Annotated in this window: 23 protein-coding genes, 1 tRNA gene and 2 rRNA genes; 20 read left to right on the forward strand and 6 right to left on the reverse strand. The window is 58.8% G+C overall.

Annotated elements, in window-relative coordinates; all coding sequences use genetic code 11:
* Nucleotides 1-69 precede the first annotated feature (69 nt).
* The 4 genes from rimK to F6X24_RS08520 all read left to right on the forward strand — a co-directional run bounded on the left by rimK (nucleotide 70) and on the right by F6X24_RS08520 (nucleotide 3,451).
* On the forward strand, nucleotides 70-1,014 hold the full coding sequence (rimK, locus tag F6X24_RS08505) for a 30S ribosomal protein S6--L-glutamate ligase (protein ID WP_151087597.1): 945 nt from the start codon (nucleotides 70-72) through the stop codon (nucleotides 1,012-1,014).
* Between the two features lie 107 nt (nucleotides 1,015-1,121).
* On the forward strand, nucleotides 1,122-2,078 hold the full coding sequence (locus tag F6X24_RS08510; protein WP_229725433.1) for a succinylglutamate desuccinylase/aspartoacylase family protein: 957 nt from the start codon (nucleotides 1,122-1,124) through the stop codon (nucleotides 2,076-2,078).
* A 104-nt stretch (nucleotides 2,079-2,182) separates the two neighbouring features.
* Nucleotides 2,183-2,872, forward strand: coding sequence for an OmpH family outer membrane protein (locus F6X24_RS08515; protein ID WP_151087598.1), 690 nt, complete (start codon nucleotides 2,183-2,185; stop codon nucleotides 2,870-2,872).
* A 60-nt stretch (nucleotides 2,873-2,932) separates the two neighbouring features.
* The gene (locus F6X24_RS08520; RefSeq protein WP_151087599.1) at nucleotides 2,933-3,451 is read left to right on the forward strand and encodes a hypothetical protein; all 519 of its coding nucleotides are present in this window, start codon (nucleotides 2,933-2,935) and stop codon (nucleotides 3,449-3,451) included.
* Nucleotides 3,452-3,538: 87 nt separating this feature from the next.
* Here the strand turns inward: F6X24_RS08520 and F6X24_RS08525 are convergent, their stop codons facing one another.
* The 3 genes from F6X24_RS08525 to F6X24_RS08535 form a co-directional block, all read right to left on the reverse strand.
* The gene (locus F6X24_RS08525; RefSeq protein WP_151087600.1) at nucleotides 3,539-4,540 is read right to left on the reverse strand and encodes a zinc-binding dehydrogenase; all 1,002 of its coding nucleotides are present in this window, start codon (nucleotides 4,538-4,540) and stop codon (nucleotides 3,539-3,541) included.
* An 82-nt stretch (nucleotides 4,541-4,622) separates the two neighbouring features.
* Complete coding sequence (locus tag F6X24_RS08530) at nucleotides 4,623-5,477, reverse strand: rhomboid family intramembrane serine protease (protein ID WP_151087601.1); 855 nt, start codon at nucleotides 5,475-5,477, stop codon at nucleotides 4,623-4,625.
* Between the two features lie 34 nt (nucleotides 5,478-5,511).
* On the reverse strand, nucleotides 5,512-6,333 hold the full coding sequence (locus F6X24_RS08535) for a hypothetical protein (RefSeq protein WP_151087602.1): 822 nt from the start codon (nucleotides 6,331-6,333) through the stop codon (nucleotides 5,512-5,514).
* A gap of 128 nt (nucleotides 6,334-6,461) precedes the next feature.
* On the opposite strand from F6X24_RS08535, the gene F6X24_RS08540 reads away from it, so the two are divergent.
* From F6X24_RS08540 to F6X24_RS08570, 7 genes are all read left to right on the forward strand, one after another.
* Complete coding sequence (locus tag F6X24_RS08540) at nucleotides 6,462-6,761, forward strand: hypothetical protein (protein WP_151087603.1); 300 nt, start codon at nucleotides 6,462-6,464, stop codon at nucleotides 6,759-6,761.
* Nucleotides 6,762-6,861: 100 nt separating this feature from the next.
* Complete coding sequence (locus F6X24_RS08545) at nucleotides 6,862-7,128, forward strand: hypothetical protein (protein WP_151087604.1); 267 nt, start codon at nucleotides 6,862-6,864, stop codon at nucleotides 7,126-7,128.
* Between the two features lie 26 nt (nucleotides 7,129-7,154).
* Nucleotides 7,155-7,574: a (R)-mandelonitrile lyase gene (locus tag F6X24_RS08550; RefSeq protein ID WP_151087605.1), complete on the forward strand. Its 420-nt coding sequence runs from the start codon at nucleotides 7,155-7,157 to the stop codon at nucleotides 7,572-7,574.
* A 163-nt stretch (nucleotides 7,575-7,737) separates the two neighbouring features.
* Nucleotides 7,738-9,603, forward strand: a complete 1,866-nt coding sequence (locus tag F6X24_RS08555) for a glycoside hydrolase family 10 protein (protein ID WP_229725435.1) — start codon at nucleotides 7,738-7,740, stop codon at nucleotides 9,601-9,603.
* Between the two features lie 87 nt (nucleotides 9,604-9,690).
* Nucleotides 9,691-10,827, forward strand: a complete 1,137-nt coding sequence (locus F6X24_RS08560) for an acyltransferase family protein (RefSeq protein ID WP_151087606.1) — start codon at nucleotides 9,691-9,693, stop codon at nucleotides 10,825-10,827.
* Between the two features lie 151 nt (nucleotides 10,828-10,978).
* Nucleotides 10,979-11,779: a pyrroline-5-carboxylate reductase gene (gene proC / locus F6X24_RS08565; RefSeq protein ID WP_151087607.1), complete on the forward strand. Its 801-nt coding sequence runs from the start codon at nucleotides 10,979-10,981 to the stop codon at nucleotides 11,777-11,779.
* A gap of 78 nt (nucleotides 11,780-11,857) precedes the next feature.
* A complete protein-coding gene (locus tag F6X24_RS08570; RefSeq protein ID WP_151087608.1) occupies nucleotides 11,858-12,505 on the forward strand; it encodes an NAD(P)H-binding protein in 648 nt (215 codons plus the stop codon).
* 72 nt (nucleotides 12,506-12,577) lie between these two features.
* On the opposite strand, the gene F6X24_RS08575 is transcribed toward F6X24_RS08570, so the two are convergent.
* Together F6X24_RS08575 and F6X24_RS08580 are read right to left on the reverse strand one after the other, a co-directional pair.
* A complete protein-coding gene (locus F6X24_RS08575; RefSeq protein ID WP_229725437.1) occupies nucleotides 12,578-12,859 on the reverse strand; it encodes a hypothetical protein in 282 nt (93 codons plus the stop codon).
* A 125-nt stretch (nucleotides 12,860-12,984) separates the two neighbouring features.
* Nucleotides 12,985-13,242 (reverse strand): hypothetical protein, encoded by a 258-nt coding sequence (locus tag F6X24_RS08580; RefSeq protein ID WP_229725438.1) that lies wholly within the window; start codon nucleotides 13,240-13,242, stop codon nucleotides 12,985-12,987.
* A 293-nt stretch (nucleotides 13,243-13,535) separates the two neighbouring features.
* On the opposite strand from F6X24_RS08580, the gene F6X24_RS08585 reads away from it, so the two are divergent.
* On the forward strand, nucleotides 13,536-13,805 hold the full coding sequence (locus F6X24_RS08585; protein ID WP_151087609.1) for a hypothetical protein: 270 nt from the start codon (nucleotides 13,536-13,538) through the stop codon (nucleotides 13,803-13,805).
* Between the two features lie 65 nt (nucleotides 13,806-13,870).
* Here F6X24_RS08585 and F6X24_RS08590 read toward each other — a convergent pair whose 3' ends face one another.
* Entirely contained in the window at nucleotides 13,871-15,283 is a 1,413-nt protein-coding gene (locus tag F6X24_RS08590) for an FAD/NAD(P)-binding protein (RefSeq protein WP_151087610.1), read from the reverse strand.
* A 92-nt stretch (nucleotides 15,284-15,375) separates the two neighbouring features.
* On the opposite strand from F6X24_RS08590, the gene tsaB reads away from it, so the two are divergent.
* The 8 genes from tsaB to F6X24_RS08630 all read left to right on the forward strand — a co-directional run bounded on the left by tsaB (nucleotide 15,376) and on the right by F6X24_RS08630 (nucleotide 26,418).
* Entirely contained in the window at nucleotides 15,376-16,074 is a 699-nt protein-coding gene (gene tsaB, locus F6X24_RS08595) for a tRNA (adenosine(37)-N6)-threonylcarbamoyltransferase complex dimerization subunit type 1 TsaB (RefSeq protein ID WP_151087611.1), read from the forward strand.
* A gap of 15 nt (nucleotides 16,075-16,089) precedes the next feature.
* Entirely contained in the window at nucleotides 16,090-16,611 is a 522-nt protein-coding gene (locus F6X24_RS08600; protein ID WP_151087612.1) for a DUF2480 family protein, read from the forward strand.
* A 103-nt stretch (nucleotides 16,612-16,714) separates the two neighbouring features.
* Nucleotides 16,715-18,052, forward strand: a complete 1,338-nt coding sequence (locus F6X24_RS08605) for an APC family permease (protein WP_229725440.1) — start codon at nucleotides 16,715-16,717, stop codon at nucleotides 18,050-18,052.
* Nucleotides 18,053-18,148: 96 nt separating this feature from the next.
* Nucleotides 18,149-19,375, forward strand: coding sequence for a hypothetical protein (locus tag F6X24_RS08610; RefSeq protein WP_151087613.1), 1,227 nt, complete (start codon nucleotides 18,149-18,151; stop codon nucleotides 19,373-19,375).
* A 145-nt stretch (nucleotides 19,376-19,520) separates the two neighbouring features.
* Entirely contained in the window at nucleotides 19,521-20,810 is a 1,290-nt protein-coding gene (locus F6X24_RS08615; protein ID WP_151087614.1) for a serine hydrolase, read from the forward strand.
* A gap of 827 nt (nucleotides 20,811-21,637) precedes the next feature.
* Nucleotides 21,638-23,152 (forward strand): 16S ribosomal RNA (locus F6X24_RS08620).
* 92 nt (nucleotides 23,153-23,244) lie between these two features.
* Nucleotides 23,245-23,318: transfer RNA gene (locus F6X24_RS08625), tRNA-Ile, on the forward strand.
* A 187-nt stretch (nucleotides 23,319-23,505) separates the two neighbouring features.
* A 23S ribosomal RNA gene (locus F6X24_RS08630) occupies nucleotides 23,506-26,418 on the forward strand.
* Together the 16S and 23S rRNA genes with 1 tRNA gene alongside form the textbook arrangement of a ribosomal RNA operon.
* Nucleotides 26,419-26,503: the final 85 nt, after the last annotated feature.

Genomic DNA, 26,503 nt, shown 5'->3' on the forward strand with positions numbered 1-26,503 from the left:
CCTATGGCCGACCTTGGGTTTCCTGCCCGCCTACCCAAACGCTGCTCTGAGCCCTGCCTACCAATTGTTATGAAACTGGCTATTCTTTCGCGTGAGCCGCAGTCGTACTCTACCAAGCGGCTGGTTGCAGCGGCTATCGAGCGCGGCCACGAAGCGCAGGTGCTCGACCACCTGCGCTGCAACCTGGTGCTCGAAAAAGGCCAGCCCAGCATTCTCTACCGGGGGCAGGCGCTGGTTAAGCCCGATGCGATTATTCCGCGCATCGGGGCCTCGGTCACGTTCTACGGCACGGCCGTGGTGCGGCAGTTTGAGATGATGAAGGTGCGCACCGCCGTGGAAAGCCAGGCCATTGTGCGCTCGCGCGATAAGCTGCGCTCAATGCAGATTTTGAGCCGCGCCGGTGTTGGAATGCCCAAAACGGCCTTTACCAACGACACCGACGAGCTGCCCGCTCTTATCGAGCTCGTTGGCGGCGCGCCCGTGATTATCAAGCTATTAGAAGGAACGCAGGGCCTTGGTGTGGTATTGGCCGAAAGTGCCAAGGCCGCGCAGTCGGTTATCGAAGCTTTTCATAACCTGAAGGCCCGCATTCTGGTGCAGGAGTTTATCGGCGAAGCCAAGGGGGCCGACGTGCGCGCCTTCGTAGTCGATGGCGAAGTGGTGGGCGCTATGCGCCGTCAGGGGAAGGAAGGCGAGTTTCGCTCGAACCTGCACCGCGGCGGCACCGGTACGCTCGTGAAGCTAAGCCGCGCCGAGAAAGCCGCGGCCCTGCTGGCTGCCAAGGCCCTGGGCCTGGGCGTGGCCGGCGTCGATATGCTGCAAAGCAAGCGCGGGCCGCTGGTGCTCGAAGTTAACTCGTCGCCCGGTCTCGAAGGCATTGAGAAGGCCACCGGGCTCGACATTGCCGGCCGTATTATCGACTACACGGCCGCCCTCACCCTGCGTAAGCGTGGCGGCAAGAGCAAGCCCAAACACAAGAAAGCTGGCCCCGAAGCCGACGGACAGGGCCAGTAAGCAGCGCTGCCGGGCTCGCGCCAGAGTTGGCCGGATTCTTGAGCCGCGCCCGGCTTTCCGGTAATTCTTAACGGCTGGCCCAGGTGGGGCGCTGGCTGCCTTTGGTGATGGCAATTGATAATACTTTGTTGCTGAACAGGCTGCGGATTCAGCCCGGCGAGCAGATACTTACCCGGCTGGCTATCTCGCGCCTGCCCTCCGGGGCCGTGATTGACGTGCCGGTGCACGTTATCCGCTCTACCGAGCCCGGCCCGGTGCTGCTGCTGATGGCCGGTATGCACGGCGACGAGGTAAACGGCATTGAGACCATCCGGCGGCTTATTCGCCGCAACCTGCTGCAACCCACGCATGGCACGGTTATCGCCATTCCGATTTTAAATATATATGGTTTTCTGAATTTTAGTCGTGAAGTGCCCGATGGTAAGGACGTGAACCGGTCTTTTCCCGGCCATCCCCGCGGCTCGGTCGCCAGCCGCGTGGCGCACCGGTTCATGCGCGAGATTATGCCGCTCGTAGATTACGGCATTGACTTCCATACCGGGGGCGCGGCGCGGGCCAACCACCCGCAGCTGCGCTGTGTGCTGGGGCAGGATACGGTCACTGATGCGCTGGCGGCAGCGTTTGCGGCCCCCTTTACGCTGCACGCGCGCCTGCGTCCGGGCTCGCTGCGGGCCACGGCGCACGCCCTGGGTAAGCCCATTATTGTATACGAAACCGGCGAGAGCCTGCGTTTCGACGAGCCAGGTATTGAAGAAGCAATTGCGGGCACCTTGCGGGTGCTCCACCACCTGGGCATGGGGGCCGAAGGCCCGGCGCCGGCGCGGCCCAACGTACTATGCCACCGCCACCGCTGGCTGCGGGCGCGCTACGCCGGCCTGTTTCGGGCGCATGTGGGGCTGGGCGACTATGTGGAGGAGGGCCAGATATACGGCTCCATCGCCGACCCGTACGGTGGGCAGGCCGTACGCCTCGAATCGACAATGAGCGGCTACGTTATCGGCCTCAACTACATGCCGGTAGTAAACCAGGGCGATGCCCTGCTGCACCTGGCCATGCCAGCCTAGGGAATAGGTCCTGACTAATAAGAATAAGAAGCCGTGTGGGGTGCTGCCTGGCAAAAATCGCGCGCTGCTGCTTGTTCTTCGCGCATGATGCTACCTTTGCGAACATGAAAAATCCTGCCCAACTAGCTTTTAATGCCGTACTGCTGCTTGCAGTGGCGGTGCTGTACTTTTTGCATTTCAACCAGCGGCCAGCCGCGGCCCCCGCCGTGGCACCGGTGGCCGCTACCGAAACGACTGCCCCCGTGGCCGATACCACTGCCAGCGCGCCCGTCGCCGAGTCGGCCCCGGCTGCTGCGCCGGCAGTAGCCGCAGTGCCCACCGGCCCGGCCCCGGCGGCCGGGGCCATTGTGTACGTAGAGTCGGCCAAACTGCTCGATGGCTACCAGGGTATGAAGGACGCCCGCCGCTCATTTGAAGGCAAGGCCAAAGGCTGGGAGCGTCAGAACCAAGCCCTCGTCAGCAGCTTCCGCACGGCCGTAGAGCAGTACCAGAAAACGGCCGCCGGCCTCACGCCCGAACAGCGGGCCGCCGCCGAGCAGAAGCTGCAGCAGCAGCAGCAGCAGGGGGCCGCCGAGCAGCAGAAAATTCAGGCCCAGGCCCAGGAAGCCGAAGGTAAGCTAACCCAGACCGTGCTCGAAAGCGTAAATAAGAAAGTAGAAGCCTATGGCAAGGCTCACGGCTACAAGATGATACTAGTAGCCGCCCCGAGCGGCACCATTGCCTACGGCGAGAAAGGCCTCGACGTCACGGCGCCGGTGCTGGCTTATTTGAACAGTGAGTACCACAAGAAATAATAGCTGCGGTACTGTATATTAGCTGGCGAATAGTGGTTTATTGCTTTTAACTCCTTTCTCATGCCTATGAACGCCGACCAGCGCCTCGACCAGCTCGAGCCACTCATGTCTGAGAGCATGGCTATCCTGGACCAGCATACGGCCCAGCTCAACCGCCACACAGCTCAGCTTAAGCAGCTAATTAGTGTAGCTACCCAACATAGCGACAGCCTGAGCTACGTGCTCCACGAGGTTATTGAAATAAAGACTGACATGGCCGAAGTAAAAACGGACTTGGCAGATTTTAAGCTTGAGGTGCGCGGCCAGTTTGCAGAGGTTAATACGAAGCTGGCCGATGTGACTATGAGACTGTCTGATGTAGACACAAAGCTGGCCGACGTAGACATTAAACTGGCCGACGTAGACATTAAACTGGCCGACGTAGACATTAAACTGGCCGACATGGACACAAAGCTGGTCGGCATGGATACAAAGCTGGCCGACATGGACACAAAGCTGGCCGGCGTAGATACAAAGCTGGCTGGCGTAGATACCAAGCTGGACCTGCTGCTTAGCCAAAAAGGCGGTTCCACTACGTAAGTTGTTTGCGAAAAAGCCTTGTGAAACAGGGAAGTCCCGGCCTTTACTGGCCGGGACTTCCCTGTTTGGGCGTAGCAGTGCGGGGCACTAGCAGGTGAGCACTACCTTGCCCAACTGCTGGCCGGCTTCGAGGTAGCGTAGCGCCGCCTCGCCTTCGGCCAGCGGAAATACCTTATCAACTATCGGCACGAGCTGCTGCTCGTTTACCAGGGCAAGCATAGCGTCAAAGTCCTGCTCCGAGCCCATCGTAGAGCCCAGAATACTGAGTTGCTTCCAGAAAACCTTGGCGGACGGCAATTGCGGAATATTGCCCAGCGTAGCACCGTAGAACACGATGCGCCCGCCCGGTGCCGCACTGTCGAGCAGTGCCCCAAATGCTTCGCCGCCCGCGCTGTCGATAATAACATCGAAGCCTCCTGTGCTCTGCGTGAGCGTGCGGCCCCAGTTGGCCTGCTTGTAGCTGATGCCTCCACGCAGGCCCAGCGGCAGGGCCAGGGCACGCGTTATCTTTTCCTCCTCACCCGAGGTAACCCACACCTGCGCCCCGCGGGCGGCACAGAGCTGCGCGGCTACCTGCGCCACGCCGCCCCCCACGCCGGTTACGAGCACCCGCTCGCCGGGCTGCACTTGTGCGCGCACAAAGGCCGCCCGGTAGGCGGTAAGGCCGGCCAGCGGCAGGGCGGCGGCCTGCTCCCAGTTCAGGTGCGCGGGCTTGGGCCGCAGGCAGTGGGCAGGTAAAACAATATATTCGGCAAAGGTGCCGGGGTCGGGCATACCAAGTACCCGAAAGCTGCGGCCTTGCGCCAGCTGGCTGTCGCCCCATTCCAGCCCAGGGTATAAAATTACCGGCGCACCCACGGTCCAGCCTTCAACGCCCGCGCCCAGCGCCGCTACTTCGCCGCTGCCATCGGCTCCTAAGGTGCAGGGGAGCTTGATGCCGGCATACTGACCCTTCTGAATCCAGACATCGCGGTGATTGAGTGCCGCTGCCCGTAGCTTAACCAATACCTCGCCGGTGGCGGGCTGCGGAGTCGGAATTTCCCGCACAACGGCAGGCTGGTGTGGTGTATCTTGCTGAAGAGCGCGCATTGTTTAAGAAAGATGGATAGAAAAGCTTTGCAGGAGAGGTTAAAGTTATATAATAAATAAATTAATATATATTAAAAATAAACTATTTACCATGCTGGCTGCTGGTCATCGTCAACTGCATAGGTAGCGCAACCAGCATTCCCATTAGCAGGCCTCCCAGGTGAGCAATATTGTCGATATTACCCGTGAGACCTGAAATCAAGTTGCTAAGTACCAGGTATAGTACCAGGCCCAGCATGCCGCGCCGGTCCCATTTATCGAGCACAATCTTTTTGCTGAGCAGTAGCATCAGCAGCAAGCCATAAAGCCCGAAGATAGCGCCACTGGCTCCGGTCGAGTTTACGCCGCCGCTATGATACCACAGCGTAGCCGCCGATGCTGCAAGGCCACTAAGCAGATAGGCGGCCAGCAGGCGCCTGCCACCCGTGCGGGCCTCCAGCAGCACCCCGAGCAGCCATAAGCTGGCGGCATTAAGTAGCAAATGAGTGAGGCCAGCGTGCACAAACAGGCTGGTGAGCAGCCGCCACGGCTGGTGGGGCCAGGTGAGGCCCGAGACGTTGGAGCCCCAGCGAACCAGCTCGTGCCCGGAAGGGGCCGTTGCCGACACCCCGCTCAGGGTCATGGCCAGCCACACGAGTAAGTTGAGGTTGAGCAGCAGCGGCACGGCCCAGTACTGCCGGGTAGGCCAGAACAGGCTCCGCAGCACGGGTAGCAGCACCTGGCCCCAGGTTTCGGGGGTGGGCATGGCCGGCGCGGCTACCTCAGCTACTGCCAGTGCGGCGGCATCGGGCACCAGCCCCCGGCGCTGAAGCTCGGTCACGGCAGCAGCCCCCACGGCGGGCGGGTAGCGACTGGCGTGGCGAGCCAGGTAAAGCAGCTCGGCGTCGGGGCGCTCGGCGAAGTGCGCGGCGGCCGCCTCGGGGGTGGAAACGTCCATTGCCTGCTTAACCGCCAAACGGGCCCATTAGGTTTTACAGGTGTATGGATAGGGGAGCAACGCGCTGTTGCAGGGGGGCCAGCAGGTGTCGGGCCGTATCCTGGGCTAGCTGAGTCCGGCCGTCCAGCACCAGCGGCATATTGTTGCTGGCGGCGGCCTCCAGCTTGGTGAGGGTCATGCGCTGAATGCGGGCAATGACGCGCATCCGGGCGAGGTGGTCCATCATGGTTGGCGTGAGCTTGTAGCTGTACACCAAACCCTTATATAGGTCGTTCCACTGCCCCTGCACCAGCTTGAGCTGGGCAGTATACACCTGGTACGACTGCTGCCGACCCGCCTGGTTGATTAAAAAGACGGTGGGGTTTTGGGCCCGCCAGAAGCGCAGACAAAGGCCTTTATACTGGCGCAGCGCCTGCGCCGAAGCGCTGCTGCGCTCGGCAGTGGGTACCAGCGCCAGCTGCTGCGCTACGTTCCTGTCATTGTCGAAAGTCGGAATAGGCGTAGCCACAACTGATTCGAGCTTGAGTGATTCGGGCGACAGCTTATCGGGCTGCCTACCCAGGCTGCGCGGGGAAGCAGGCGCGTGGGTTTTCCAGAAAAGGCCAGCTGCTCCCGCAACGAGGAGTAGCAGCACAAGCCCCAGTACCAACGGGCGCCGATTCGAAGCCGGGGCTTCGTCGTAGACAGTGGCTACGCTTGCCTCGCCGGCTGCCGGTCGTGGCGGGGCAATGCCGCGGCGGCGCAGCTCCTGCCGGGCGGTAGTTACAAGGTCGGCGTGGTAGAAGTTGGGGTTATCGACAAAAAACTGGAGCTCCGCGTCGGTTTTAGCGCGCAGCACATCGGTGGCAGAAGACATAGAAAAAGCAGAATGCGCGGTCAGTTCCGCGTTTGACGCGGGTAAGATGCGTATAAATCTTCAGATACTCGCGCAAACCAGCCACGCCCGCCTGCGTACAGCTACTACATCCTTTTTCAGTCAACCTCATGTCTACCACCCGCTCCGAAAAAGACCAGGCAACCCAGCCCGTGCAAGCCGACGATTACCAGCCCATTGGCCGGCAGGAAGCCCCCACCAATTCTGATGCCCTGTATGGTGGCAATGCCGACGATAACTCGGGCAGTGGGGGCAATGCCCGCCCTTCCAGCAGTGCCCAAGACCAGCGCGCCGCTAAAATCGAGACTGAGGAGAAAGCCGACGAAGGCGCAAGCAGGGCGATTCCCGGGGCCGGTGTTAGCAGCGGCACGGGCACCAGCGGTACCGCTATCGGTCAGGTAACTCTTTAGCTTATTTGCTAGCAGCTAGCGTTATCATAGATGGCTTTTCTATAAGCACGCTGTCTGTTTTCTACTTCTTCACCCTTCTACTTTTGCTTACTTCCTGATTATGATAACTCCCAATCCTGCCCCTGATTCCGGCCGGCCCGCCGGCATCGAAGAAAGCAAAACGGCTGGCTCCGCTTCAAATACTACTGCCCGCCCGCCCGCCCAGGACACCCCCGAAACTACTCAGGATGAGCTGGCGGGCAGCGATGGTGCCGGCATCCGGGGCGGCTACGGCGATGCCGAACAAACCAATGGCCTCGAAGGCGGAGAAGAGCTGCCTGATGCCGGCCAAGACCCCAATAAGGCAGCCGGGGGCGCAGCCAGCTAACCTGTCACGCAACACAATTCTACCTTATGAGCATGAGCGACCAGGAAAAAAGCCCCGCGGCCCCGGCTGGGGCAACGCGGGCTCCCGCCGACTACTTCACGGGCATAGCCTGGGTAAAGCCGCTTGTACCGGCCAATGACTCTACGGATTGCGTGGTAGGGGAGGTGACCTTTGAGCCTGGTGCCCGCAACAACTGGCACACGCACCCTCATGGCCAAGTGCTGGTGGCCACGGCCGGTACTGGCTACTACCAGGAAAAAGGCAAGCCCGCTCTACTGCTGCACCCCGGCGAAGCCGTGAGCATTGCGCCCAACGTAGTGCACTGGCACGGCGCTACCGCCGATAGCCGCTTTACGCATATTGCCATTAACCCGGCTGCCAGCCAAGGCGTGGTCGTGTGGCTGGAGCGCGTAACGGACGCCGACTATCAGGCCGCCTATGCGTAACAGGCAGGCGCACAAGCTGACTGCCTGCTACCGAATTAGTTAAGAAACTATAAACCAGCGCGCTATAGCTTAAGGCTCGGCTTTTCTCTTTTCTGAGGCACTACGCAAGCCCGTAATCCTTCGTAAAGCTCGTTTTGCTCCGCAAGACGAGCTTTTTGCTTGCTTGCTGCCTCCCAACCGGGCTGCCCGCCCGTACTTTGTGTTTGTGTTGAGTACCTGGTTTTCCTACCCCCGCCGTTTCTTCTGTTACCTTCTTTGCCTGCTGCCGCTTGCCTTGCGGGCGCAGGTGCCCCCTACGCTCGGTGCCATTGCCGGCGAAGAAGACCTTCGCCCCGCCCCGCCCAAGCGCGAGCTGCGCGGCTTCTGGGTGGCCACCGTGGCCAACATCGACTGGCCCAACCAGCGCGGCGAAGCGCCCGAGCACTACCGCCGCGAATACCGCCGTCTGCTCGATGCCGGCCAGCGAGCCGGCCTCAATGCGGTGTTTGTGCAAATTAGGCCCGTTTCGGACGCTTTTTATAAGTCTGATTTAGAGCCCTGGAGCAAGTACCTTACCGGCCGCCAAGGCAAGCCGCCCGGCGAAAACGACGACCCGCTGCCCTTCCTCATCGCTGAGGCGCACCGCCACAATATGGAGTTTCACGCGTGGTTTAACCCCTACCGCGCTACCATGGATACCGTGACGCGGGCGCTGGCCCCGCTGCATCCCTATAAAAAGCACCCCGATTGGTTTATCAAGTATTCCAGCCAATACCTCTACAACCCTGGCCTGCCGGCCGTGCGCGACCACATCAAGCGCGTGATAATGGATGTGGTGCGGCGCTACGATATCGACGGCGTGCATTTCGACGATTATTTCTACCCTTATCCCGAAGTAGGCCAGGTATTTCACGATGAGCAGGCCTTCCAGACCCAAAACCCGGACAACCTTTCCCTGGGCGACTGGCGGCGGCAAAATGTCAATATTCTCATCCACGACCTGCACGACAGCATTCGCTTGGCCAAGCGCTGGGTGAAATTCGGCATTTCGCCGTTCGGCGTCTGGATGAATAAAAGCGCCGACCCGCTCGGCTCCGACACCCGCGCCGGCCAGCCTAGCTATTCCAACCTCTACGCCGACTCGCGCCTCTGGCTGAAGGAAGGATGGGTTGATTATATATTGCCGCAGCTATATTGGAGCACCAAATTCCGGCTCGTGCCATACGCCACCCTGCTCGAATGGTGGACGCGCAACCACTTTCAGCGCCACCTCTACATCGGCCACGGCACGTACCGCATGCTCGAAAGCACCCGCTCCGACACGGCCTGGCGCAACCCGCGTGAGCTGCCGCGTCAGCTGCGCCTCAACCGCGACTATCCCGATGATGTGCAGGGCAGCGTGTTTTTCTCGGCCCGGTCGTTAGCTACCAACCCGCTGCATACCTCCGACTCGCTGCGCACCGATTTTTACCGCGCCCCGGCGCTGGTACCCGTTATGCCCTGGCTCGATAGCCTGGCCCCGCGCCCCGTACGCGAGCTGGCTCTGCGGCGGCAGGGCCATACCGCCAGCCTCACCTGGCAGCCCGACCTCGTGCCCGCCGCCGATGGCGACCTGGCCGCCTACTACGTGCTCTATCGCTTCGAGCGCGGCCAGGTAATGGGCCCCAACGACCCGCGCCGCATCCTGAGTATCATCCGGCCCACCAGGCTGGCCCAGCCCGCCACTTTCGCCGACTCTACAGCCCAGCCCGGCGTGGCCTACGCCTATTACCTCACGGCCGTCGACCGCCTGCACAACGAAAGCCTGCCGGTGCGCATCTTCACCGAAGGCAAGCTGCCCGTCGAAACCCTGGTAGCCGCGCCGCCCGCTCCGGCTGCGCCCGTGGCGGTAGCCCGGCCGGCGGCGCGCCCGCACCCGCCAGCGGCCGTGGCGGCGCGCCCCCAGCCGCGCCCTGCCCTGCCAGCTGCTGAGGAAACCGCCGCCAAAGTCAAAATCAAGGAGAAGCCCCGGCGCCGCGGCTTCTTCGCCCGGCTGTTTGGGCTGAAGTAAAGCGGCTTCATATCCTTACCCAACGCGGCTGGTTGCTTTTCTGGAGGCGGCCGGGCACCTTTGCGCTTGCACCTAGCCTTTTGCCGCATGCGCCCTGCCGATTCTGTTTTGCCTGCCCGCCTGGTTTCGCTCGATGTATTCCGGGGCCTCACCGTAATGGCGATGGTAGTAGTGAATAATCCCGGCGACTGGGGCCACATCTACCCGCCCTTTGAGCACGCCGAGTGGAACGGCTGCACGCCCACCGACCTGGTTTTTCCCTTCTTTCTGTTCATTGTGGGCGTGAGCCTGGCCTATGCGCTGGCCGGGGCCAAAAGCAGCTGTGCGCCCTGGGGGCCGGTACTGGGCCGGGTGGCGCGGCGGGCGGCCATCCTGTTTGCGCTGGGCGTGCTCACCTCGCTTTATCCGCACTTCGATTTTGGCACGGTGCGCCTCATGGGGGTGTTGCAGCGCATTGCGCTGGTGTACCTGGCGTGCAGCTGTATCTATTTGAAAACCAGCTGGCGCACGCAAGCCATCATCTTGCTGGGGATAGTAATCGGCTACGCCGCACTCATGCAGCTCGTGCCGGTGCCCGGCATCGGCCCCGCCAACCTGGAGCCCGCTACCAACCTTGGGGCCTGGCTCGACCGCACCCTGCTCACCGAGCCGCACCTGTGGGCACAGTCGCGCACCTGGGACCCCGAGGGCTTGCTGGGTACGCTGCCCGCGCTGGCTACCGGCCTGCTCGGCGCCTTAGCCGGCCAATGGCTGCGCTGGTCCGGCCCGGCCCCCTTCGGCAAAACGGCGGGCCTGAGCATCGCTGCCGTCGCTGCCACAACTGGCGGACTGCTTTGGGAGACTTGGTTTCCGCTCAATAAAGCCTTGTGGACCAGCTCCTACGTGCTCTTCACGGGTGGGCTGGCGCTGGGCCTGCTGGCGGCACTCTACTGGCTTTGCGATGTGCGGCGCTACCGCCGCGTAGCACCGGCGCTGGCATTTGGAGTAAATGCCATTGCCGTATTCTTTTTTTCAGCCATCCTTTCCCGCACCTTCGCCCTGCTACGCCTGCCGGGGCCGGCCGGGCAGCCCGTCGGCCTGAAGGAATGGCTTTATGGCTGGGGCATCGCTCTCTGGTTCAGCGACCCCCGCGCTGCATCACTGGCCGGAGCAGTAGTATGTTTGCTCATCTGGCTGGGTGTTCTTAGCCTGCTTCGCCGCCAAAACTGGGTGTGGAAAGTCTAACCAAGCTTTATTGCATCATAGTTGCATTTTTAATCAAAATACAAATGCAACTATGATGCATATTTATAATAAACTGTTTTGTAATGCATTAACTGGCGTTTTGGAAAAGGGTTAGGCAGTAAGACAGGTTAAATAAGTTGTTTTTACTATAATGAAAATACTGATTATTGGGGGTGGCAACATGGGCCTGACGTATGCCCGCAGCTTTGTGCGGGCACATATCACTTCGCGCCTCGACTTGCGGCTGCTGGCCCGCTCGCCCGAGCGGGTTGCTGCTCTGGCGGCCCACGAAATCGGTACGGTATGGGGTCAGCCGGCCGACTGCGTGCCCGGAGTCGATATTATTATTCTGGCGGTGAAGCCGCAGGATTCGGCCGAGTTGTTCGAGCGGCTGCGCGGCCTGGTACAGCCGCAGCAGGTGGTGCTCAGCATTATGGCCGGCGTGCGCATCAGCACTTTGCGCGAGGCTTTGGGAACGCCCAAAATTATTCGGGCCATGCCCAACCTGCCGGCTCAGATTGGGATGGGAATGACCGCCTTCACCAGTACCGACGAAGTAACCCGCGCCGAGCTGGTGCAGGTGCAAAACCTGCTCAGCACCACCGGCAAGACGGTTTATGTAGAAGCCGAGCATGCCATCGATGCCAGCACGGCCATCTCGGGCAGTGGCCCGGCCTACGTGTATTACTGCATGGATGCTCTGATGGCCGCCGCCGCCCAAATGGGCTTTACCCCCGCCGAAGCGGAGCTGCTTGTCGGCCAAACCTTTCGCGGGGCGGTGGAGCTCTATAGCCAGGCCGGCCTGAGCTGCCAGGACTGGATTACCCGCGTAGCTTCCAAAGGTGGCACCACCGAGGCCGCTCTCCGGGCTTTCGGGGGCGGGGCAGTGCGCGAGGGCCTGATGGCCGGCGCCGAGGCGGCCCGCAACCGCGCCGAAGAGCTGGGCCGCTAGCCGGCATCGCCAACGCCGGCCGGGCTCTTGCGTAAGCACCCTGACCAAGGGGCGTGCCTTGGTCCTTATCTGGAGTATATGAAAAAAACAGCGCTACTCGCCGGCGCTACCGGGCTTGTTGGCAGCGAATTGCTGCCCCTGCTGCTGGCCTCGGAACGCTATGCTAAAGTTATTGTAGTGGGCCGCCGCCCGGTAAGCTTCGAGCACCCCAAGCTTACCCAGGTAACTACTGAGCTGGACCAGCTCGAAGACGTGCGCCTGCGTCTTATTGCCGACGATGTGTACTGCTGCCTGGGTACTACCATCCGCCAGGCGGGCTCTCAGTCGGCTTTCTATAAAGTTGATTTTCTGTATGTGGTGAAGCTGGCGGCGCTCACCGCGGCCAACTTCGCGGCACAGTTTCTGGTAGTTTCGTCGCTGGGAGCTGACGTGGATTCCCGCTTTTACTACAGCCGCGTGAAAGGCGAGATGGAAGCAGCCGTACGCCAGACGCCATTCCGGGCCATCCATATTTTTCGTCCCTCGTTATTGCTGGGCGAGCGGGCGCAGCCCCGGCTCGGCGAGCGGCTGGGGGCCGTAGTGCTGTCGTTGGTTAAGCCCTTGCTGCGTGGCGGTTGGCGCAAGTACCGGCCAGTAGCGGCGGCTACGGTGGCCCAGGCCATGCTGCGTGCCGCCCAGGAAGACGGCGGCGGCCTGCGCGTGCACAGTTCCGAAAATCTGCCCTAAAAAAAGTCCTCGCAGCCAATTGGCTGCGAGGACTTTGCCACTATACTGAAGTGCGGCTAACAAGCGCCGAAACTACCAGCGCCGGCCATAACCGCGGCCATAGTAGCCCCGGCCGTAGTAAGGGCGAGGAGCATAATAAATGGGCCGGGGAGCGTAATAAACCGGAGCCGGTGCGTAGTATACGGGAGGCGCTACCACCACCGGCGCTACCGGTGGGTAGTAGCCTGGGCCATAGTAAGGGCGCGGAGCATAGTAGGGATTGCCGATGCGTGCACTAATAACAACCTGTGCCGAAGCGGCACTTGCACTAGCCAACGTCAGCAGAAACACGAGCAACAAAGGGCGGAAACGCATAGCTTATTCGTGCCGAAGCACGCAATTTGAAGTTGATGAAAGAGAAGAAAAGAGCTTGGGCAACTGCCCGGCTAAACTATACGAAAATAGCGCGAAAAAAGCTACTGTAAAAGCAGAGCTGGTTTTTAGTGGCGGCCGCCGTGCCAGCCACCGCGGTATCCCCCACCACCATGCCAGCCGCGGTCACCACCATGCCAGCCGCCCCGATAAACCGGAGCTACAATAACCGGGCGTGGCGCATAGTAGCGGGGGCCGTAGCCATAGCCGTAATAAGGATAAGGTGCGCCAATACTAGCACCGGCATAAACACCGGGAGCACAGCTGCTCAGCCCTAAGCCCAGGCCAAGTACCAGAAACAGGGAAAAAAACAGATTGCGACGCATAATAAACCGGGGCCGAGGCTCCCGCATTAAAGTTGTTGGAACAACGTTTGGTTAGATAACACAAGTACCAGTAGGTTTAATTTCCGAGCCGGCTTCAGAAGCAAGCCAGAAGGACAAACCCAGTCAATGACGGAGATGATATTACCAAAACCTTGCCAAACTTTAGCCGTTGGCGAGGCTGAATAATAAATTGATTAAGCTCTGATAACCAAAGCCATGAAAAAGAAATTCTGGGAATTAATCGCCTTGGGCAGCTGTTTTAAAAGCCTACTATCACCCGCTTTGCTACGCTCATGAAAAATCCTGCTGATTACCTGGCCAACCACGTATTCGAAGCTCGTCGGCCGCGGCGCGACTTGCAGCCGGTAGTAGCCTACGCCGATGCGGTGGCAGCTATTACCCAGGCCTTGGCCGATGCGGAAAAGTACAAATATTTGTTGATGCGCGCCCTGCGGCGCCACGCCGACGAGTTGAGTGGTGCAACTGGCCCCCAGCCCGTACCATACGCCACCGAAACGCCCGTGCTGCCGATGTATCCGGCCCGGCTGCCATTGGCAGCCTAAGCATACTATGTGTGCGATGATAACGGAAGACAAGCGTGCCTCAGCTTTCGCTGGGGCACACTTGTTTAAGGTAGTGTCCGCTGGTAGCGCTGGGCTAAAACTGTGGCTAGCCTGGCAGCTTGCTGGCGTAGTTCGGGCACGGCTGTCGATTCAAAATAGGTTGGCCGGCGGCTGGCCCCCAGGGTAAAAAGGCTGCCCGCGCTCGGTTGCCCATCGGAGCCCAGCAATTCCCCCATTGCATTGGTCATAATCCCTAGCCGCAGCGGGTCAGGGGTGAGGCAGCCGTCAGCGCGTAGCTGCTGCACCAGCGGCGTGCCGATGCGGCTGTAATCGAGCAGGGGCCCGGTACAGCAGATGACGTGCCGGGCCGTTTGCCACTGCCGGGCCCGGCCCGGCTGCGCAATGCCTACGCGCAGCTTTTCACCAGCGGGCAAAATCTCCACGGCCCGGCCAGCGCAGGTTTGCAACTGCCCGCTCGCTTCCATGTCAGCCAATAAAGCGGCCCCGCTGGGGGCAATGCGGTGGCGTAATTGTGCCCAGCGCCCCGCCAGATGCCGCAGAAACCGCGCCTGCTCGGCCAGTGGCCAGCCCGCCCAGATGCGGCTCAGGTCGGGCCGCAGCGCATCAAGCACTAGGCGCCAGTCGATGCCCTGCGCGGCGGCTGCCGCCACCTGGTGGCGCACCTGCCGTAGCACGCCGGCCACCGTATGCTCACCAGCCAGCTCAGCATAAAAATTTAGGTAAGCCGGGGCATCGGCCGGGCCGTGCACCGCCGGCCAGCGCCCGCGCCGGGCCACTACCTGTACCGTGCTCTGGTGCCCCTGTGCTCGTAGCGCCACTAGCATATCTAGCGCCGTAAGGCCGGCTCCAATCAGCAGCACGGGCTCCTCGGGGCCAATGCTGCTTAGGGTATCGGGTGCCCACGGGTCGGCGTGGTAGCCCGAGTGAGTCAGGTAGCGCTGGTCGGGGCCAGTGGGCGGCGGGGGCGGAAAATTACCCAGCGCCAGCACGGTGGCGTGGCTCGGCAGCACCTGGCCACTGGCCAGCCGTACGGCACGGCGGCCATCGGGTAGGAGTGGGGCCGCTACTGCCGAACTGGTGTAGTGACTGATGCACACGCCATTGGCGGCGGGCCTGGCTAGTGCCTGAGCCAGCTCCTGCTGCAAGTAGCGGCCATAAACTGCTCGGGAAGCAAATTCGGGTATGCCATCGGCGGCCTCGGGTTGCCGGGCCAGCCAGTCGGCAAAATGGCCTGGGTCTTCGGCCCACACACTCAGGTTGCGGGGGCGCACATTCAGCAACAGCTCGGGCAGGGATGACGAATAAGCCAGCCCCAGCCCCGGCTGCGCACGCGGCTCGGCCAAGGCCACATCGAGCGGCAGCGGCCCGGCCAGCCGGGTCAGGTGCAGGGCCAATGCCGTGCCCGCAAAGCCACCGCCCACAATGGTAACAGCAAAGCGCGGCGTAGAAAATGTCATAGGAGCGGAAGGTTGGGCAACGTAAAACGGACAAACGCGCACCAGGTTGGTTTGCAAATAACTCTCATCTGGCCGGAACTTGCCGGTTGCTTATGTCTACCCTCCTGCTTTCGCTCGAAACCTCGTCGCCTATCTGCGCCGTGGCTCTGCACTACCTTTCCGATGGCCGCCTGCTCGGCCAGACCGAATTGCGGCTCGAAAAGTCTCATTCTACGCACCTTACCGTACTTATCGAGCAGCTCATCGCCAACACCGGCCACCGGCTGGCCGACCTTGGCGCTGTGGCCGTGAGCGATGGCCCCGGCTCTTACACCGGGCTGCGCATCGGGGCCGCTGCCGCCAAAGGGCTATGCTTTGCGCTCGATATTCCGCTGCTGGCCGTCGGCACGCTGCCCGCGCTGGCGCATCAGGTAGCCGGGCGCACGCCCCGCGCCGCCGACTATCTGTTTTGCCCAATGCTTGATGCCCGCCGGCTGGAAGTCTACACGGCGCTTTATCAGGCCGATGCGCAGCCGCTGCTGCTGCCCACCAACCTGGTGCTCGACGCCAGTTCGCTGGCCGAACATTTAGCCCACCGCTCCGTGTTATTCTTTGGCTCGGGGGCCGCTAAATTCCAGGCGCTGGTGGCCGGCAACCCGAACGCGGTTTTCCTGCCTGACGTGCAGCCCACCGCCATCAGCATTGGCGAGCTGGCTTTCACTGCTTTTCAGCGCCAGCAATTTCAGGATGTAGCGTATTATGAGCCTTTTTACTTGAAAGAAGTTTACACAACTACCCCAAAGTCCGCCTAATATTCAATTTATACTATGGAACCGCTATTTGTTAACCGGGTGGCTGCCTCGGGCCTCGTTACCCTCAATCTGGAAGAATATATCCATCCCGGCCCTCGCGTGGTGTACGATATCAAAGACAATCTCTTTCACGGCTTGATGCTGCGCGAAAAGGATTTTCGCGAATTCGTCAAAACCCACGATTGGGCGCAGTACAACGGGCAGAACGTCGCCATCATTTGCTCGGCCGATGCCATTGTGCCCACCTGGGCCTATATGCTGCTGGCCAGCAAGCTGCAGGGCCACGCCCATCGCTACGTGTTTGGCAGTCCCGAAGCCCTGGAGCAATCGCTTTTCGAAGAAGCCATCGCCAGCATCAATCCCGCTGATTATCAAGATGCCAAGCTCGTCATCAAAGGCTGTGGCGATAAGCCGGTACCTACTTTTGCCTACGTGGCGATTATGCAGCACCTGCTGCCCGTGGCGGCCAGCATCATGTATGGCGAGCCGTGCAGCACCGTGCCACTCTACAAAAAGGCCAAAGCTGCGCTGAGTTAATATAGTGAATAATTAATATTGCAGCCCCTGTGAAGCTTGCCGGGCTGCAATCGTTGTCTGCGCCGTAGGTGCCGCAACGCGCGCAGTCCCGACCTTTGCCAGCGTGCAAGCTCAACCTTACCAGATAAACTTCCGCACCGGGGCCGCCATTGTCATCGCCAATATGGTCGGGACGGGCGTTTTTACCAGCCTCGGCTTCCAGATACTAGGCATTCAAAGCGGTTTCGCGCTGCTGATGCTGTGGGTAGTAGGCGGCCTTATCGCGCTGTGCGGGGCCGTAAGCTACGGTGAGCTGGCCGCCGCCATGCCCCGCTCGGGCGGCGAGTACCATTATTTAAGCCAGATATATCATCCGGCGCTGGGCTTTCTCTCCGGCTGGGTATCGGCCACGGTGGGCTTTGCGGCCCCTACCGCGCTGGCGGCACTGGCCCTCGCCCAATATGCCCAAAGTGTGTGGCCCGCGCTGGCGGCTCCGCTGGCAACCGGCGGCACTGGTGGCACGGTGCTGGCCGTGAGCGTAGTGCTGGCGCTGGCCCTGGTGCATGGCCGCAGCACGCGCGCCGGCAGCCGCTTGCAGGTAGTAATTACTGCAGTCAAAGTGATTGTGCTGGTGGGCTTTATTGGGGCCGGGCTGTTTCTGGGCAACGCGCAGCCGCTCAGTTTTGCACCCGATACCGCTAGCTGGCGCTCGCTGCTGAGTCCGGTTTTCGCCGTGTCGCTGGTGTACGTCAGCTACGCCTATTCGGGCTGGAATGCCGCCGTGTACGTTACCGGCGAAATCAAAAACCCGCAGCGTAACCTCTCCCGTATTCTGCTCACGGGCACCACCATGGTACTTCTCTTATATGTAGGCCTGAACTACGTTTTTCTGCGGGCCACGCCGTTAGGCGTGCTCAAGGGGCAGGTCGAAGTGGGCTACCTGGCGGCCAGCTGGCTTTTCGGCCCGGCGCTGGGCCGCCTCACGGGGGGCGTTATTGCGGCGCTGCTCGTATCTACCATCAGTGCCATGATTTTCGCCGGTCCTCGCATTGTGCAGGCAATGGGCGAAGACCTGCCGGCCCTGGGCTGGCTGGCCCAGCGCAGCCGGGCGGGTATTCCGGTGCGGGCCCTGGTGCTGCAAGTGGCTATTACGCTGGTGTTTATCCTGAAGCCCGACTTTAAGGCCGTCCTCGTTTACGCCGGTTTCGTGCTCAATCTGTTTACGTTTCTCACAGTGCTGGGCTTGTTTGTGCTACGCTGGCGGCAGCCGGTCTTGCCGCGCCCGTATCGGGCCTGGGGCTATCCCATTACGCCGCTTATTTTTTTGGCCTTGAGTGCCTGGACCCTGGTTTTCATTATTAAAGACAAGCCCACGGAGTCGCTCTACGGCCTGGCTACCGTGGCTAGCGGCTTGCTGGTTTACTTTGTGGCGCAAATGCTCGGCCGCTCGCAGCCTGCCTGAGTTTATTTTCCAGCGCTACTAATCCTTCCCACCGTTCTTACACCTTTATAAAAATAGCCGGCAGCTATATAGGAGCTGGTTATTTTTTTCCTGCTCATGCGCTTTTCTCTGCTATCTCTGCTACCGGCGCTCGTTTTGCTGGCCGCGTGCTCCCAAACCTCTACCGAGCAACAAGCTGCCAAAACCGAGACAATGGCCGATACGGCCCAAAAGGTAGCTCCCCACCACGCCCCGCCGCCCCGCGATAGCACTGCCCACGCCACCAAGGCCACCGCTGCTGTAGCCGACACGGCAAACGTGCAGAATATAGCCAACTACCTGGCTGGCCTGCCCCCCGCAGCCGGCTCGCCGCTGGCTACGCTCTCCGCCCAGCCCGCGTGGCAGGCTTTCGCCAAAGACCAGAATAAAAGCTGGGCCAAATACCGCGCTACCCACACCAACCGCATGAGCCGCTGGGCCGCTACCGAGCTGGACTCGGTGCGCCAGGCCACGCCGACGCTGTTTTATCCGTTCAGCGGCCCCGACTTTCTGAATGCCTTTACCCTATTTCCCGACAGCCGGACCTATGTACTGGTCGGGCTGGAGCCCGTAGGCAGCGTGCCAACCCAGGCCAACCTTGATAACCCGGTGTTGCTGAGCGCCGTTAAGAAGTCGTTGTGGTCGGTGCTGAATTTCAGCTTCTTCCGCACCAACGATATGGCCGTAGACCTCAAGTCGGTTAATCTCGACGGGGCCGTGCCGCTTATTATGCTCTTTGCCGCCCGCACCGGCAATCATCTCCAGTCGGTGCGCCCCGTGCAGCTCGATGCGCAGGGCCAGCTCCACGCTGTAGCCGATACCACTCGTGCGCCGGGCTCCAAGGCCATTCAGGGCGCTGAGCTAAAGCTGCAAGCGGCCGATGGCTCTGCAAAGACCATCTACTACTTTTCGGCCGACCTCAGCGACTGGAAGCTGACTTCCAAGGATGCCCCCTTGCGCTACGTGCGCAGCCTCGGCCCGCTTACTACCTACGTCAAGTCGGCCACTTACCTCATGCACAAGTCTTACTTCTCTAAAATCCGCAACCTGATTTTAGCGCAAAGCCAGTACATTCTGCAAGACGACTCGGGTATCGCCATGAAGTATTTTCCCAAAACCGACTGGCAGTTTACTTACTACGGTACCTATAAGCGTCCTATCAACCTGTTTGCCAAGCAATACCAGCCCGAGCTGACCACTGCCTACCACGATAGCCTGCACCGCGCCCGCCCACTGCCATTTGGCACCGGCTACAACTGGCGCCAAACCGACAGCAACCTCCTCCTGGCTCGCCGTAAAAAGTGAGCCATAAGCCGCGAGCCTTACTTCTTAATACTAAGGAAAGAATTTGCCGCCAGGTAGCCCAGGTAGTAACCTGCTCTTACTAAATGAGCTACAAGGCCGTGATGGCAACATCACGGCCTTCTTTATTCCTGTTAAGCTATCTGATATGAAAGCTATTCTCTTCAGTATAAGTATGCTGGCTACGACTGCCGTGCTGGCCCAGTCGGCCGCTGCTCCCCAAATAAAAACGGTAACTGCCGCAGTAGGAGAGGACTCCCGGCTGCTCGATAGCCTGCTGCGAACTGCTCCCCAGCTAAGCCAGGTGCTCGCCCATACCGACCAGTACCAGCTTCAAATCATCTACACCCAAATAAATCGCGACTCCCACAACATCCCGCACTTCACGCGCCACACCTATCACCTCAACCCCCAGCAGTACTTCAACCCCGCCAGCCTGGTTAAGCTGCCCGTTGCCCTGCTGTCTCTCGAAAAGCTCCACACGCTCCCGAGTCCTATTAATAGGAGTACAATTATGTCTACCGGCGCCGCTTGGCGCTGCCAGACGCCCGTACCCTTTGCTGCCCCCGCCGACTCTGACCGCCAGGCTACCGTCGGCAATTACATCAAGCGGATGCTGCTCGTCAGCGACAACCTCGCTTACAACCGCCTCTACGAGTTTCTTGGCCAAAAGCCGCTCAACGACCGCCTTCAGCAACTCGGCTATCCGGGGAGCCGCATCGTCCGCCGATTTGCGCCCTGCGACACGGCCGCCAATCGCCACACCAATCCGATTGCCTTTCACAGTGCTGCCGGCGATACCTTATATAAAGAGCTGGCTAAAGTCAATCCGCGCACGCCCGCGCCCCCGCTTGGGCCAGTCTTCGCGGGCCGCGCTTACAAAGTGGGCAGCCGCCTCATCCACCACCCCTACGATTTTACCACTGCCAACAATCTGCCGCTGCCCGATATTACTGCGCTCCTCCAAAGTGCCCTTTTCCCCGATGCCGTGCCCGGCACCCAGCGCCTGAATCTAGCGTCGGCCGATTATGCCTTCCTGCGCCAGTACCTGCATCTTACTCCGCACGCCAGCTGCTTCAGCACTTATGCCGCGCCGAAGTATTTCGACGCCTACAAAAAGTACCTCTATTATGGTCGCCAGCCAGAAGCCCAACCCCAGGCTGGCCTGCGAATCTTCAATATCGTGGGTATGTCGCACGGCTACCTGGCCGATGTCGCCTACTTCGCCGATTCCCTCCACCAGTCCGAATTCTTACTCAGCGCCATCCTCTACGTCAATCAAGACGGCATTATCAACGACGCCAACTACGAATACGATACCATAGGCGAGCCCTTCCTGGCCCAGTTAGGCCAGCTTTTTTATCAATACGAAGCTCGTCGCCCCCGTCAATACCACCCCGACCTGACCCTCTTCTTCCAAAAAGACCCGCAACCCTGATTTTTTTCTCCAGCCCCCGGTTTGCTAACCGCCTGAGTGCTACACCACCCCGCTTCCCCGCCGCCAGCACAAACCGCACTCTAATGGAAAAAGCCCGGCTACTGTTGGCTATCGCCGATTTTCCTGGTACTTTTGCACTCCCAAATCGAACGGACGCGGGCAGCCAGGAAAGCTGACTACGAAAGAAAATGCCAGCCCGCTTGCTGATTCCAAATTTCTAAGCGTACCTTTGCACCCCGTTCCAGAAACGGCTCATCGGAAGTGCCGAAGAAGTGGTAGAAAAATGAAAATATTTTCGCCCTAAATTTGAAAAGTCAAAAAATTCCCCTACCTTTGCACTCCCAAACGGAACAATGGTTTAGGGCTCAGCAAACTAAACTACTGCTTAATAAGCAGTTAAGTTTTAAAATCAACTTAATCGAAGTTGATTAAATTTTCAAAAAAGCCTTAAAAAGGCTTCTGTCTTTTTGAAAATTAAAAAATCTTGCTTTTGCATTTCGCTCTAAGCGAAAGCCGTAATAGTAATAAAGTCGCAGCTAACAAGATTAAAAATCTTTTCACTCGGCAACTTGCAAGGTAAGAAATTTATCGTACCTTTGCAGTCCCAACTAAAACGGGGCGCTGCAGATAGCGAAAGGGTTCATTAGCAACCCAACAATGCTGCTTCAATTGGAAGCAGCAAACGTTCTTTGAATGACTGGAAAAGACAAATGGTAGGTATGCTTACGCAAGTAAGCAGAAACGTAACATTAAAATTAAACTCGTCAATACGAGTCGGATTAGCACTCGACAACGTCCCTATTTAGGTAGTGGATTAGGAATATTTTACAATGGAGAGTTTGATCCTGGCTCAGGATGAACGCTAGCGGCAGGCCTAATACATGCAAGTCGAACGGGGTGTAGCAATACATCTAGTGGCGCACGGGTGCGTAACACGTAACTAACCTACCCAGCACTGGGGATAGCCCGCCGAAAGGCGGATTAATACCGCATAAGACAATAGAGTGGCATCACTTAGTTGTTAAAGATTTATTGGTGTTGGATGGGGTTGCGGGTCATTAGCTAGTTGGGTGGGTAACGGCTGCCCAAGGCGACGATGACTAGGGGAGCTGAGAGGCTGGTCCCCCACACGGGCACTGAGATACGGGCCCGACTCCTACGGGAGGCAGCAGTAGGGAATATTGGGCAATGGGCGAGAGCCTGACCCAGCCATGCCGCGTGCAGGACGAAGGCTTTCTGAGTCGTAAACTGCTTTTGACAGGGAAGAATAAGCACTACGTGTAGTGTGATGACGGTACCTGCAGAATAAGCACCGGCTAACTCCGTGCCAGCAGCCGCGGTAATACGGAGGGTGCGAGCGTTGTCCGGATTTATTGGGTTTAAAGGGTGCGTAGGCGGCTCTTTAAGTCCGGGGTGAAAGCCCGCTGCTCAACAGCGGAACTGCCCTGGATACTGGAGAGCTTGAGTACAGACGAGGTTGGCGGAATGGACCGAGTAGCGGTGAAATGCATAGATACGGTCCAGAACCCCGATTGCGAAGGCAGCTGACTAGGCTGTTACTGACGCTGAGGCACGACAGCGTGGGGAGCGAACAGGATTAGATACCCTGGTAGTCCACGCCGTAAACGATGGATACTCGCTGCGGGCTAAAGATTGTCCGTGGCTTAGGGAAACCGATAAGTATCCCACCTGGGGAGTACGCTCGCAAGAGTGAAACTCAAAGGAATTGACGGGGGCCCGCACAAGTGGTGGAGCATGTGGTTTAATTCGATGATACGCGAGGAACCTTACCTAGGCTAGAATGCGCGTGACCGGCTCAGAGATGAGCCTTTCCTTCGGGACACAAAGCAAGGTGCTGCATGGCCGTCGTCAGCTCGTGCCGTGAGGTGTTGGGTTAAGTCCCGCAACGAGCGCAACCCCTATGGTTAGTTGCCAGCACGTAATGGTGGGGACTCTAGCCAGACTGCCTGCGCAAGCAGTGAGGAAGGCGGGGACGACGTCAGGTCATCATGGCCCTTACGCCTAGGGCGACACACGTGCTACAATGGACGGTACAGCGGGTAGCTACTGGGCGACCAGATGCCAATCTCGAAAAGCCGTTCTCAGTTCGGATCGGAGTCTGCAACTCGACTCCGTGAAGCTGGAATCACTAGTAATCGCGCATCAGCCATGGCGCGGTGAATACGTTCCCGGGCCTTGTACACACCGCCCGTCAAGCCATGAAAGTCTGGTAGACCTGAAGCTGGTGCTCCGCAACGAAGCCAGTTAGGGTAGAACAGGTAATTAGGGCTAAGTCGTAACAAGGTAGCCGTACCGGAAGGTGCGGCTGGATCACCTCCTTTCTGGAGCAGTTCGACTCGTGAGTTTACTAAATGTTACGTGGTGCTATACTACGCGTCTTTTCCATCATTCAAATAATAAAGCTTGGTATGTTGGGCTTGTAGCTCAGGTGGTTAGAGCGCTACACTGATAATGTAGAGGTCCCTGGTTCGAGTCCAGGCAGGCCCACTCTGCCATCATAATACTAAGTAAGACTTTGGTTTAGCTTGAAGCAGTTCAGCTATTCCGCATTTATCATCAAGTGGATGATAAACGTTCTTTGACGTAAGGGAAAACAAGAGAGAGAAGTACAAAGCGGGCTGTTAGTCACAGACTAGCAGCAGTTCTTCTACACGTCGAGTGTAGAGAATCGCAAGCGAGAAGTAAGTAAGAGCACACGGGGGATGCCTAGGGTCTCAGAGGCGAAGAAGGACGCGATAAGCTGCGATAAGCTCGGGGGAGGGGCACATACCCGTTATATCCCGAGATGTCCGAATGGGGCAACCCCACTGGTTGAAGACCAGTGACTCTTCTTTTCGGAGAAGAGGGCAAACGTTGGGAACTGAAACATCTCAGTACCGACAGGAACAGAAAATAACAATGATTCCCCAAGTAGTGGCGAGCGAACGGGGAGGAGCCCAAACCAGGGCGGTTACGGCCGCTCTGGGGTTGTAGGACCACGCCATGTGATTAAATCGAGTTAGCTGAAGTGTGTGGGAAAACACGCCAGAGACGGTGAGAGCCCGGTAAGCGACAATTCTGATTTACGCTAGTGGTATCCTGAGTAGGGCGGGGCCGGAGAAACCCCGTCTGAATCCAGCGGCACCATCCGCTAAGGCTACATACTCCTGAGACACCGATAGTGAACCAGTACCGTGAGGGAAAGGTGAAAAGAACCGCGGATAGCGGAGTGAAAAGAACCTGAAACCGTGTGCTTACAAGCAGTTAGAGGACTTTTGTAGTCTGATAGCGTGCCTTTTGCATAATGAGCCTACGAGTTACTCCTCCCTGGCAAGGTTAAGCGCTTGAAGGCGCGCAGCCGCAGCGAAAGCGAGTCTGAACAGGGCGCGTAGTCAGGGGGGTAGACGCGAAACCTAGTGAGCTACCCTTGAGCAGGATGAAGGAGCGGTAACACGCTGTGGAGGTCCGAACCAGTTTCCGTTGAAAAGGATTTGGATGACTTGAGGGTAGGGGTGAAAGGCCAATCAAACTAGGAAATAGCTCGTACTCCCCGAAATGTATTGAGGTACAGCGTCGTGGTTAGGTTTGTTGGAGGTAGAGCTACCAATAGGACTAGGGGGTGTCAGAGCCTACCGAATCCTGATGAACTCCGAATGCCAGCAAATTCATACACGGCAGTGAGGCCTGGGGTGCTAAGGTCCCCGGCCGAGAGGGAAAGAACCCAGACCCGCCGCTAAGGTCCCTAAGTTCTAGCTAAGTTGAACAAAGGAGGTCCAGTTGCTTTGACAGCCAGGAGGTTGGCTTGGAAGCAGCCATTCCTTTAAAGAGTGCGTAACAGCTCACTGGTCGAGCGACCGGGCATCGATAATACGCGGGCATCAAGCTAGGCACCGAAGCGCGGGATTTACACTTTGTGTAAGTGGTAGGGGAGCATTCTGGTTGCGGAGAAGCCGTCCTGTCAGGGCATGGTGGAGCGTCCAGAAAAGCACATGTAGGCATGAGTAACGATAAAATAGGTGCGAAACCTATTCGCCGATAGACTAAGGTTTCCAATTCAACGCTAATCGGAATTGGGTTAGGCGGGACCTAAGGGAGAGCCGAGAGGTGTACCCGATGGCAAGCCAGTTGATATTCTGGCCCCCGGACTAGGAAGTGATGCAGGGACGCAGGAATGAAAGCAGCGCGAGCGGACGGAAGTGCTCGTTAAAGCCCGTACCTAATGACAGAGTAGTGAAGTACGCTCAGTTAGGGGAAAGGTGATAGTACCACACGGCCTTCGGGCCACGTGGATAGTCTGCCTAAGGACTGCCAAGAAAAGCTGCTAAACGTTGTATCCTAGCTCGGCCCGTACCGCAAACCGACACAGGTAGTCAAGGAGAGTATCCTGAGGCGCTCGAGTGAATCACGGCCAAGGAACTCGGCAAAATGGTCCTGTAACTTCGGGAGAAGGGACGCTTCCTCTAGTAATAGAGAAGCCGCAGTGAAAAGACCCAAGCGACTGTTTAACAAAAACACATGGCTTTGCTAACGCGTAAGCGGACGTATAAGGCCTGACACCTGCCCGGTGCTGGAAGGTTAAGAGGGGAGCTTAGTCGCAAGGCGAAGGCTTGAATCGAAGCCCCAGTAAACGGCGGCCGTAACTATAACGGTCCTAAGGTAGCGAAATTCCTTGTCGGGTAAGTTCCGACCTGCACGAATGGTGTAACGATTTGGGTGCTGTCTCAGCCGTGAGCTCGGTGAAATTGTAGTCTCGGTGAAGATGCCGAGTACCCGCCACGGGACGGAAAGACCCCGTGCACCTTTACTATAGGTTGCCATTGGTGATGGGTTCAGTATGTGTAGCATAGGCGGGAGGCGTCGAAGCGGGGGCGCTAGCTCTCGTGGAGCCAACGTTGAAATACCGCCCTTACTGTGCCTGTTGCCTAACTCTAGGTTTCTTAGAGAACAGTGGCTGCTGGGTAGTTTGACTGGGGTGGTCGCCTCCAAAAGAGTATCGGAGGCTTTCAAAGGTCCGCTCAGTACGCTTGGTAACCGTACGTAGAGCGCAATAGTAGAAGCGGGCTTGACTGTGAGACTGACTAGTCGAGCAGGGTCGAAAGACGGATATAGTGATCCGGTGGTTCCGCATGGAAGGGCCATCGCTCAAAGGATAAAAGGTACGCCGGGGATAACAGGCTGATCTCCCCCAAGAGCTCATATCGACGGGGAGGTTTGGCACCTCGATGTCGGCTCGTCACGTCCTGGGGCTGGAGAAGGTCCCAAGGGTTCGGCTGTTCGCCGATTAAAGTGGCACGCGAGCTGGGTTCAGAACGTCGTGAGACAGTTCGGTCCCTATCTGTGGTGGGCGTTGGATGATTGAGAGGACCTGACTTTAGTACGAGAGGACCGAGTTGGACCAGCCGCTGGTGCGCCGGTTGTCCCGCCAGGGGCAGCGCCGGGTAGCTACGCTGGGAGCAGATAAGCGCTGAAAGCATCTAAGTGCGAAACTCACCTCCAGATGAGTCATCCCAATGAAAGGTTCGTGGTAGACGACCACGTCAATAGGCCGCAGGTGTAAAGCTGGAAACAGCACAGCTGAGCGGTACTAAGGAACCGAGAACTTACGCTTGGCCCACTCAGTCTTTCTACTTCTTTCTCTTTTCCCTTATGTCAACGGTATTGCTGCCTGTCCCTGAACCCGACAGGCAACGCCA

This window comes from Hymenobacter baengnokdamensis (assembly GCF_008728635.1).
GTDB classification, from domain to species: domain Bacteria; phylum Bacteroidota; class Bacteroidia; order Cytophagales; family Hymenobacteraceae; genus Hymenobacter; species Hymenobacter baengnokdamensis.

Coding starts and splice junctions, on each gene's coding strand:
- rimK (WP_151087597.1), top strand. CDS start 70: ATGAAACTGGCTATTCTTTCGCGTGAGCCGCAGTCGTACTCTACCAAG.
- F6X24_RS08510 (WP_229725433.1), top strand. CDS start 1,122: ATGGCAATTGATAATACTTTGTTGCTGAACAGGCTGCGGATTCAGCCC.
- F6X24_RS08515 (WP_151087598.1), top strand. CDS start 2,183: ATGAAAAATCCTGCCCAACTAGCTTTTAATGCCGTACTGCTGCTTGCA.
- F6X24_RS08520 (WP_151087599.1), top strand. CDS start 2,933: ATGCCTATGAACGCCGACCAGCGCCTCGACCAGCTCGAGCCACTCATG.
- F6X24_RS08525 (WP_151087600.1), bottom strand. CDS start 4,540: ATGCGCGCTCTTCAGCAAGATACACCACACCAGCCTGCCGTTGTGCGG.
- F6X24_RS08530 (WP_151087601.1), bottom strand. CDS start 5,477: ATGGACGTTTCCACCCCCGAGGCGGCCGCCGCGCACTTCGCCGAGCGC.
- F6X24_RS08535 (WP_151087602.1), bottom strand. CDS start 6,333: ATGTCTTCTGCCACCGATGTGCTGCGCGCTAAAACCGACGCGGAGCTC.
- F6X24_RS08540 (WP_151087603.1), top strand. CDS start 6,462: ATGTCTACCACCCGCTCCGAAAAAGACCAGGCAACCCAGCCCGTGCAA.
- F6X24_RS08545 (WP_151087604.1), top strand. CDS start 6,862: ATGATAACTCCCAATCCTGCCCCTGATTCCGGCCGGCCCGCCGGCATC.
- F6X24_RS08550 (WP_151087605.1), top strand. CDS start 7,155: ATGAGCATGAGCGACCAGGAAAAAAGCCCCGCGGCCCCGGCTGGGGCA.
- F6X24_RS08560 (WP_151087606.1), top strand. CDS start 9,691: ATGCGCCCTGCCGATTCTGTTTTGCCTGCCCGCCTGGTTTCGCTCGAT.
- proC (WP_151087607.1), top strand. CDS start 10,979: ATGAAAATACTGATTATTGGGGGTGGCAACATGGGCCTGACGTATGCC.
- F6X24_RS08570 (WP_151087608.1), top strand. CDS start 11,858: ATGAAAAAAACAGCGCTACTCGCCGGCGCTACCGGGCTTGTTGGCAGC.
- F6X24_RS08575 (WP_229725437.1), bottom strand. CDS start 12,859: ATGCGTTTCCGCCCTTTGTTGCTCGTGTTTCTGCTGACGTTGGCTAGT.
- F6X24_RS08580 (WP_229725438.1), bottom strand. CDS start 13,242: ATGCGTCGCAATCTGTTTTTTTCCCTGTTTCTGGTACTTGGCCTGGGC.
- F6X24_RS08585 (WP_151087609.1), top strand. CDS start 13,536: ATGAAAAATCCTGCTGATTACCTGGCCAACCACGTATTCGAAGCTCGT.
- F6X24_RS08590 (WP_151087610.1), bottom strand. CDS start 15,283: ATGACATTTTCTACGCCGCGCTTTGCTGTTACCATTGTGGGCGGTGGC.
- tsaB (WP_151087611.1), top strand. CDS start 15,376: ATGTCTACCCTCCTGCTTTCGCTCGAAACCTCGTCGCCTATCTGCGCC.
- F6X24_RS08600 (WP_151087612.1), top strand. CDS start 16,090: ATGGAACCGCTATTTGTTAACCGGGTGGCTGCCTCGGGCCTCGTTACC.
- F6X24_RS08610 (WP_151087613.1), top strand. CDS start 18,149: ATGCGCTTTTCTCTGCTATCTCTGCTACCGGCGCTCGTTTTGCTGGCC.
- F6X24_RS08615 (WP_151087614.1), top strand. CDS start 19,521: ATGAAAGCTATTCTCTTCAGTATAAGTATGCTGGCTACGACTGCCGTG.